Origin of the sequence: Serratia sp. 506_PEND (assembly GCF_001076875.1) — a bacterium.
In the GTDB taxonomy this organism is placed as follows: Bacteria; Pseudomonadota; Gammaproteobacteria; order Enterobacterales; family Enterobacteriaceae; genus Serratia; species Serratia marcescens.
Genome location: NZ_JVEL01000338.1, coordinates 34,568 through 42,853 on the forward strand (window position 1 = coordinate 34,568; position 8,286 = coordinate 42,853).

The following is an 8,286-nucleotide window of genomic DNA, read 5'->3' on the forward strand; positions in this document are numbered from 1 at the left end:
CGCCTCGGCGTTCACTCCAGGGGCGAAATTCTTCGCCCCTGCACCGCTACAGCAGTTTGTTGACCAGCAGGCCGAGCATGATGGTCAGCGTGAAGGAAAACAACGTGCCGAGCAGCACATACTCGGTACGCATCTTATCATCGCTCTGGCGCAGATCGCCGAAACGGAAGATAGATTTGGCCGCCAGCAAAAAGCCGATCGCCGGGATTTGCCCCAGCAGCACAAAGGTCAGGATCAGCGTTCTCTCCAGATAGCCAATCTGTTTGCCCGCGCGCAGCAGCGAGTCGTTGTCGGCCTTGGCCGAAGGCGGCATTTGCGGCGTCCAGTGCGCCAGCAGTTGCCCGATCAGCAGGCTCATCGGCAGATAAATCAGGCTGTAGGCCACCAGCACCAGCCCGGTTTGCCAACGCCCCAGCTGCCGCCCCAGCGCGGCGAGCAGTTCACCGGCGTTCGGCGTTAGCCCCAGCCACAGCAAGGCGATCACCGCCAGATGCAATCCCTGATCGAGCAGGAAACTGCGGGCCGGGCTCAGGCGGTTCATCGCGGTGACTTTCAGCAAATCGATCAGGTAGTGGCTGACGGCGATGGCCAGCAGGCTGGCCAGCACCTGCAGTGAAGAAAGCCCGCCATGCAGCAGGCCGAAACCGGCCACCGCCCAGGCGGCCAGCACCCCGTGCAGCAACGCGTGCAACACCAGAAAACGCGAACGCGCGCGATGCCGAATTTTATCTTCCACCCAACTCAGCGGCTGCAGCGGAAAATCCGCCAGCAGATGGACGAGCAACAGCCAGGCCAGCAAAGGCGCATAGGTCAGATCCATGGTCAGACGATCCTGTTAATGGCGTGAATAAACCGCATGATTTCCTCGTAGGCCGCGCGTTTCAGCGCGGCGGAGACCGTGGAGGCGGCTTTTTGCAGCTGGTCCGCCACGGCGGCGCCGCTGTCGGCGAACATTCTCGCCTGAACGATGCGCGCTTCGGCCTGTGACAGGCGGCCAATCACATGATCTAACATCGGCAGCAGATCGCTGACAATGGCGTTTGTCCGATCGTTGTCGGTTTTCAGAGCCAGCCGGCAATTTTTTGCCATGGCGTCCAGCGCGCTGCCGGAGTTGATAAAGGCGCTGCCGTAACCGGCGGCGTCGGGCCGTTGGCTGCCCAGCCCGACGGCGATGCGCGCATCCCAGTGCGCGGCGCCCATCGCTCGCAGCGCGAGGCGAATGTACACCGCCAGCAACAGCCCGTCCTCCGGGGCGGCCTGCGCCTGGAAGGCATCGCCGCGAAAGATTTCCACCTGATGCAGCCGCCCGTCACGCCGCAGTCGATCGAGCAGGTTATGCAGCCCATTGAGGTAGTTGACGGTGTCTGATCGGCGGGAATCCACCAGATCGCCGCTGATTACGCTGATTGGCGTCGGCATGGCGCGTTCCATTGTTTGTGGAGAGATAACTATAAATTCGCACCTGGATACGAATATGTCAATAATTCGCCTCTGAGTGCGAATTTATGGGGTTTTCGCCTGTGGGGACGAAATGAGGCAGGATGAGGAACGGGGAATGAACGGCCGGGAATGCGCGGGCCTGTCAGGCTCGCCACCGGCGGCGTAGAGGGAAAATGGCCGGCAACCGGCTGTTCAGAAGCTTTTAACCAGCACGTCACGCGGCATTTCGCTGCCGTGTTTCAGCAGATGCTCAAACGATCGCTCGCTGCTTTTCAGCTGCTGCAAAAATTCCTGCGGCGACAGATCGTGTTTTTTGCCGCTCATGTAAGCCAGCGCCAGTTCTTTTGCCTGATAGCGGGAGAAGTTGTACATGGTGTCCTCGATACGGTGAATGTCAGTGCTCACGATTGTAGCGAAAGAGCACATAATGAACAGCGGCTTTGGCGTATGGAATCGATAGCCGAAACTTAACTTGCCGGTTGCAACAGCTCATCGCACAGGCGCTTGATCACCTGAGCTTGCGGCAGGCCGTTGTGCAACATCTGGCGGATATGCTCCGAATCGCTGATGCCCTGGCGGACATGGCGCTCGACGGCCTGCAGCAGGGCACGATCCTCCCGTCGCTCGGCAAAACCGCTCAGCGCTTCGAGAGTGTGCAGGATGTGGGCGGTCAGGCTGCTGCGGCGCAGCGTCGCGGGATCGACGTATTCGGCGGCAAAGCCGCTGCGATAGGCGTTGATCTTGTTGTAATTGGTGAAGGCATCGTATTCCGGCGCGATCGGCGAACGGCGCTGCAACAGAAAATCGGCCAGCAGGCGGCAGTAACCGACCAGCAGCACGGCGTGGGTGAGGCGCAGCGGCGTATCGCAGATGCGGATCTCCACCGTGCCCAGCTCCGGTTTTGGCCGCGCATCCCAGTAAATATCCTTGACGCTTTCAATCACGCCGGCGGCATTCAACCGTTCGTAGTAGGCGTTGAATTCATGCCAGCTGTAGATGTGTTCCAGGCATCCGTAGTTGGGGAAGGAGTTCTGAGCGCTGAAGCGGGAACTGGCAAAGCGCGTGTCGACGCCCTGATACAGCGGCGACGAGGCGCTGAGCGCGATCAGCTGCGGAAAGTAGGGCGTCAGCGCATGGCACAGGTACATCGCCTCGTCCCCGTCGTTGACGCCGAGGTGAATGTGTTGGCCGAACACGCAGGCCAGCTTGGAGAGATAGCCAAAACGGCTGGCCAGCTGCCTGTAGCGCGCGTTGTCGCTGATGACCTGCTTGCGCCAGTCGTTGCTCAGGTGGCGGCCACCGCCGCAGACGTCACAGCCCAGGCGCTGCGCGCAGCGCCGGACGGTATGGGTCAGGGCGCGCAGCTCGGTGTGCAGCTCATCGAGATCGCGGTGCACCGAGCTGTTCAGCTCCACCATCGATTTGGTGAGCTCATGCTTGACGCGCCGGCGGTCGCCGACCGCGCTGACCACCCGATCGGCTCGATCCGTAAGATCGTAGTGCTCGGCATCGACCAGCTGTAACTCTATTTCGGTGCCGATGGAGAGCCTTTCCGAACGTTTGAATGTGAGCGGCATGGTGCCTCCTTCCTGCAAGAACGGCATAAAGATAAGTATATGTCTCGGTGAGGAGGGCAACGTTTTGCATTTTATATTTGTTTTTTCGAATGTGAAGCTGGTATCTTCACGAGCGAGCTGTGATGAAGAGAAAGGTTAACGGGAGTGTGACATGCCGTCATTGACGCCGCTGAAGCTGTTTAAAAACCTGTCTGACGAGACGCGCCTGACCTTGGTGCTGCTGTTGCGCCACGCCGGTGAACTGTGCGTGTGCGAGCTGTCGGGCGCACTGGCGCTGCCGCAACCCAAGATTTCAAGGCATCTGGCGATGCTGCGTGAAAGCGGGCTGCTGCTCGATCGGCGCGATGGCAAATGGATACATTATCGCCTGTCGCCGCATATGCCGGCCTGGGCGGCGGCGATTATTGAGCAGGCTTATCAGTGCCGGCCAGAACAGATGTCGGAGTTAGCGCAACGCGTGGCGAAAGGTTGTCCGTAACGGTAAAAAATTTACGCAAACACATATGAAAAATCGAATATGTAAACTTAAAAGGGCGGAAAGGCAGCGATGATAGTGGCAGGGGCGATCTTTATTCTGACGTTGATCTTGGTCATCTGGCAACCGAAAGGGCTGGGTATTGGCTGGAGTGCGTCGATCGGGGCGGGATTGGCATTATTGAGCGGCGTGGTGCACGTCGGCGACATCCCCGTGGTATGGCAGATAGTCTGGAATGCGACTGCGACCTTTATCGCCGTCATCATCATCAGCCTGTTGCTGGATGAAAGCGGCTTTTTCGCCTGGGCCGCCTTGCACGTCGCGCGCTGGGGCAACGGCAGGGGCCGCTGGCTGTTTACCTATATGCTCCTGTTGGGCGCGGCTGTGGCGGCGCTGTTCGCCAATGATGGCGCCGCGTTAATCCTCACGCCGATCGTGATCGCCATGCTGTCGGCGCTCGGTTTTCGTCCTGCTGCGGTGCTGGCTTTCGTCATGGCGGCGGGCTTTATCGCCGATACCGCCAGCCTGCCGCTGGTGGTGTCCAACCTGGTGAATATCGTTTCGGCGGATTTCTTTCACTTGGGCTTTACGGAGTATGCGGCGGTGATGGTGCCGGTCAACCTCGTCGCCGTGGCGGCGACGCTGGTGATGTTGCATCTGTTCTTCCGTAAGGATATTCCGCCGGGCTATGCGCTGACGCGTTTACCGGCGCCGCGGGAAGCGATTCGCGATCGCGCGACGTTTCGAGCCGGTTGGGCGGTATTGGCGCTGTTGCTGATTGGCTTTTTCGCCCTGGAACCGCTCGGCGTGCCGGTGAGTTTGGTCGCCGCCAGCGGCGCGCTGGTGCTGCTGGCGGTTGCGAAACGCGGGCGGGCGATCGATGCCGGTAAAGTGCTGCGCGGGGCGCCCTGGCAGATCGTGATTTTCTCGCTGGGCATGTATCTGGTGGTCTATGGGCTGCGCAATGCCGGCTTGACCGATCTGCTGTCCGGCGTGCTGGATGCGCTGGCGCGGCAGGGGCTGTGGGCGGCGACGCTCGGCACCGGCTTCCTGAGTGCGTTTCTCTCTTCCGTCATGAATAACATGCCGACGGTGCTGGTGGGGGCGCTGTCGATCGACGGCAGCGGCGCGGAAGGCGTCATCAGGCAGGCGATGATTTACGCTAACGTCATCGGCAGCGATCTCGGCCCTAAAATCACCCCGATCGGCAGCCTGGCCACGTTGCTGTGGCTGCATGTGTTGGCAAGGAAAAACATCGTCATTACCTGGGGCTATTATTTCCGCGCAGGACTGGTGATGACGCTGCCAATTCTGTTCGTCACCCTGGCAGCGCTGGCGCTGCGGCTGTCCGTTTTATCCTAACCGGAGAAACCGTCATGAGCAGTATCAAGATTTATCACAACCCGGCCTGCGGCACGTCGCGCAATACGTTGGCGCTGATCCGCAACAGCGGCGTTGAGCCGGAGGTGATTCTGTATCTGGAAACGCCTCCCAGCCGCGAACGGTTGATTGCGTTGCTGGCCGACATGAACATGCCGCCGCGCGCGTTGTTGCGAAAAAACGTCGAGCCTTACGCCGAGCTGCAGCTGGACGACAGCGCCTGGAGCGACGAACAACTGATCGACTTCATGGTGCAACAGCCGATCCTGATCAATCGCCCCATCGTGGTGACGCCGCTTGGCACGCGCCTATGCCGTCCGTCGGAGGCGGTGTTGGAGATTCTGCCGGATCCGCAGCGCGGCGCCTTCAGCAAAGAAGACGGCGAGCCGGTGATCGACGCGCAGGGCCGCAGGATCACCTAAGGCTGATCGCTGCGGCCCCGCATTTCGGCCAATCAGTGCAGTTCGGCGCCGCTGCGATCGGCCAGCGCTTCCAGCTGCGGGGCGGAAGGCACGAAGAACAGGGTGCCGGTCACCGCGCGGCTAAAATCGAGCAGCCGATCGTAGTTGCCGGCCGGGCGGCCGATAAACATGTTTTCCAGCATCTGCTCGATCGGCTGCGGGGAGCGCGCATAGCCGATAAAGTAGGTGCCGAACTCGCGCAGGCCGGGGCGGCCGAACGGCATGTTGTCGCGCAGAATTTTCACCTCGTTGCCTTGCTCGTCGGTGATGGTGGTCAGCGAACTGTGCGACGACGACGGTTTGACCGCTTCATCCAGCTCGATGTTGGACTGCTTATGGCGGCCGATGATCTTCTCCTGCGTTTCCACGCTGAGCGAATTCCAGCCCTGCATGTCGTGCAGGTATTTCTGCACCAGCACATAGCTGCCGCCGCTGAACGCCGTGTCTTCGTCGCCGATCACCGTGTAGTCGAAGGCTTCGTGCCCTTCCGGGTTCTCCGTGCCGTCGACGAAGCCGATCATGGCGCGCTGATCGAAATAACGGAAGCCGTGCACCTCCTCGATCACCGTCACGGCGTCGCCGAGCTTGGCGGTCAACTGGGAGGCCAGTTCAAAACACAGATCCATTTCATCGGCGCGGATGTGCAGCAGGATGTCGCCGGGCGTGGCGACCGCAACGCGCTCCCCGCTACCGATCGGGCTGAACGGATGCAGCTGGCGAGGGCGCGGCGCGCCGAACAGCGTATCCCAGGCCTCGGAGCCGAAGCCGCAGACGCAGGTGAGGTTGCCCGCCGGCGCGCGTTTGCCGACCGAACGCACCACGGCGGCGATGTCGCCGCACCAGGCGCGCACCGCCGCCAGATGGGCGGGAACGGGCGACAGGGTGGCGACGATAAAGATGGCATGGCGCGTCACCGGCGTGAATACGGCTTGCGGCAGGGGGGTATTTGCATTCATTGCATTCGGCTCCAGTGTGTTCGGGTGAAATAGATCAGATCAAATTAAAGTGCTCGTCGGGTTTCATCGGCGGTGGCAGCGGGCTTTGGTCATTCATTTCCAGCAGGTTGCGCTCGATGGTGTTGCAGATGGCGTTTAACGGCAGATGGTTGGCCGACACGCCAAACGGATCCTCCAGCTCTTCGGCCAGTGAGTCCCAGGATAAGAAGGTATAGGAAATGAACACCGAAACAAACGGTGTCATGTAATGCAGGTCGGTCACCAGGGCAAAAGGCAACAGGCTGCAGAACAGGTAAACGGTGCGCTGCAGGATCAGGGTATAGGCGAACGGCACCGGCGTGCTGGCGAGCCGTTCGCAGCCGCCGAGGGCGTGGGACAGTTCGCTCAGCTTGTTGTCGAGCAGCTCGAAAGTGATGTCGCTCAGCAGCCCCTGTCGGCGCAGCTTGCCGATCTCCTGGCCCAGCATCAGCAGGATGCGGTTGGTCGGCATCGGGCTGGCGATCACCTCGGCCAGCTCTTTGCTGCTGAGATTGTGGTACAGATCGGCGGTGGGATCGGTGGCGCGCAGTTGATGCTTCAGGCTCCAGCTGAAGGCGATCAGCAGCTTGGCGACCTTTTGCTGCACCGCCGGTTCGTCCGGCAGCAGGCTTTTGATCTGTCGCAGCAGGGATCGCTCGGTAATCAGCAACGAGCCCCACAGGTTGCGCGCTTCGACAAAGCGGCTGTAGCCGGCATTATTGCGAAAGCCGAGAAAAATCGCGATGGCGATGCCCAGCAGGCTGAACGGCGCGATGGTTAAATGCACGCCGAGCTGTTCGTACCATTGGTAGCTGATCACCGCCACTATCGACATCAGCACGTTCAGCGACAGACGAAAGGTGATCTTTGACAGCACGGAACCGTGCCAGGCGAACAGGCGAAAAAACCAGTTCTGGTGCGGGCGAATTATCATGACGTGGATGCTTCCTGGTGTCCTGCTATTGAGAATAGTCGATTCTTATCCGGCGGCGTTAGGCCGCCGTTGTCGATTGCCAGAGCCGCTGCGGGTGCGTATAGACGGTGGCGCGCCCCGGCTTGCTGAAGCCCACCAGCGTCAGGTTGCTGCGCTCGGCCACCTCCACCGCCAGGCGGGTGGCGGCGGAAACGGCGAACAGGATCTCGACGCCGCACATGGCGGATTTTTGCACCATTTCATAGCTGGCGCGGCTCGACACGAGCGCCGCACCCTGCAGCCACGCCTGTTGGCTGCGGTAGCCCAGCAGCTTGTCGAGCGCCACGTGGCGGCCGACGTCTTCACATCCGCCGCTGAGCGCGCCATCCGGTTGGATCCAGGCCGCCGCGTGGGTGCAGCCGGTCAGTTTTCCTACCGTTTGCACCTCCTGCAGTTGAGCCAACGCCCGGTCGAGCTGCGCTAAATCGAAACGTTGCGTGAAAGGCAGTGGTGGGATGGGCTGAGCAACCTCCTGCAGCTGTTCCACCCCGCAGAGGCCGCAGCCGGTGCGGCCGGCCAGGCTGCGGCGCTTCTCTTTCAGCTGCATAAAGCGGCGGCTCGAGAGTTCCACATGCACTTCAATGCCGTTGCAAGCCGGTTGCTGGCGGATGTCGTAGATGTCGTCGGGGGAGGCGATAATGCCTTCGGACAGCGAAAAACCGATGGCGAAGGCCGCCAGATCTTTCGGCGTCGCCATCATCACCACGTGGGAAATGCCGTTGTACACCAGGGCGACCGGCACTTCTTCCGCCAGCCAATCCTGATGCGCCTGTGCCAGATCGTTGCGCTGCCAGACCGCGTGGCGCGACAGGCATTCCTGTTTGATATCGTCGGTTTCTGCGAGGAGTAGGTGCTTGTTCATAACGTTCTCGTGACCGTCGGTGACGAGGCGCCGACGAGGATGAATTCTTATTAGCAGGTGTGGGGATTATACAGGATTCTGATCCCGCTCGCGTAGGGAATCACGCCTTGCAGGTTATCCACAGTTTTGGTGGATAACGTGTGT

General features: G+C 60.7%; 10 protein-coding genes. 3 read left to right on the plus strand and 7 right to left on the minus strand.

All coding sequences use genetic code 11. The features are described 5' to 3' along the window. Nucleotides 1-46: 46 nt before the first annotated feature. The 4 genes from ADK28_RS10495 to ADK28_RS10510 form a co-directional block, all read right to left on the minus strand. Nucleotides 47-820 (minus strand): DUF3307 domain-containing protein, encoded by a 774-nt coding sequence (locus ADK28_RS10495; RefSeq protein WP_048795628.1) that lies wholly within the window; start codon nt 818-820, stop codon nt 47-49. Nucleotides 821-822: 2 nt separating this feature from the next. Then, on the minus strand, nt 823-1,419 hold the full coding sequence (locus ADK28_RS10500; protein WP_015378329.1) for a hypothetical protein: 597 nt from the start codon (nt 1,417-1,419) through the stop codon (nt 823-825). A gap of 213 nt (nt 1,420-1,632) precedes the next feature. Then, nucleotides 1,633-1,812 (minus strand): hypothetical protein, encoded by a 180-nt coding sequence (locus ADK28_RS10505; protein ID WP_004935085.1) that lies wholly within the window; start codon nt 1,810-1,812, stop codon nt 1,633-1,635. 95 nt (nt 1,813-1,907) lie between these two features. Then, entirely contained in the window at nt 1,908-3,017 is a 1,110-nt protein-coding gene (locus tag ADK28_RS10510; protein WP_048795629.1) for a YbdK family carboxylate-amine ligase, read from the minus strand. Nucleotides 3,018-3,168: 151 nt separating this feature from the next. On the opposite strand from ADK28_RS10510, the gene ADK28_RS10515 reads away from it, so the two are divergent. From ADK28_RS10515 to arsC, 3 genes are all read left to right on the plus strand, one after another. Next, nucleotides 3,169-3,495, plus strand: a complete 327-nt coding sequence (locus ADK28_RS10515) for a metalloregulator ArsR/SmtB family transcription factor (RefSeq protein WP_016927219.1) — start codon at nt 3,169-3,171, stop codon at nt 3,493-3,495. A 69-nt stretch (nt 3,496-3,564) separates the two neighbouring features. Then, the gene (locus ADK28_RS10520) at nt 3,565-4,854 is read left to right on the plus strand and encodes an arsenic transporter (RefSeq protein WP_048795630.1); all 1,290 of its coding nucleotides are present in this window, start codon (nt 3,565-3,567) and stop codon (nt 4,852-4,854) included. A gap of 14 nt (nt 4,855-4,868) precedes the next feature. After that, nucleotides 4,869-5,294: a glutaredoxin-dependent arsenate reductase gene (gene arsC, locus ADK28_RS10525; RefSeq protein ID WP_016927221.1), complete on the plus strand. Its 426-nt coding sequence runs from the start codon at nt 4,869-4,871 to the stop codon at nt 5,292-5,294. 32 nt (nt 5,295-5,326) lie between these two features. Here the strand turns inward: arsC and ADK28_RS10530 are convergent, their stop codons facing one another. Genes ADK28_RS10530 through fdhD form a run of 3 tightly spaced genes read right to left on the minus strand, consistent with a single transcriptional unit; the run spans nt 5,327 to nt 8,142 of the window. Continuing rightward, nucleotides 5,327-6,289, minus strand: a complete 963-nt coding sequence (locus tag ADK28_RS10530) for a Dyp-type peroxidase (RefSeq protein WP_048795631.1) — start codon at nt 6,287-6,289, stop codon at nt 5,327-5,329. A 34-nt stretch (nt 6,290-6,323) separates the two neighbouring features. Further along, complete coding sequence (locus tag ADK28_RS10535; RefSeq protein WP_016927223.1) at nt 6,324-7,241, minus strand: bestrophin family protein; 918 nt, start codon at nt 7,239-7,241, stop codon at nt 6,324-6,326. 58 nt (nt 7,242-7,299) lie between these two features. After that, nucleotides 7,300-8,142, minus strand: a complete 843-nt coding sequence (gene fdhD, locus ADK28_RS10540; protein WP_048795632.1) for a formate dehydrogenase accessory sulfurtransferase FdhD — start codon at nt 8,140-8,142, stop codon at nt 7,300-7,302. Between the last annotated feature and the right edge of the window lie 144 nt (nt 8,143-8,286).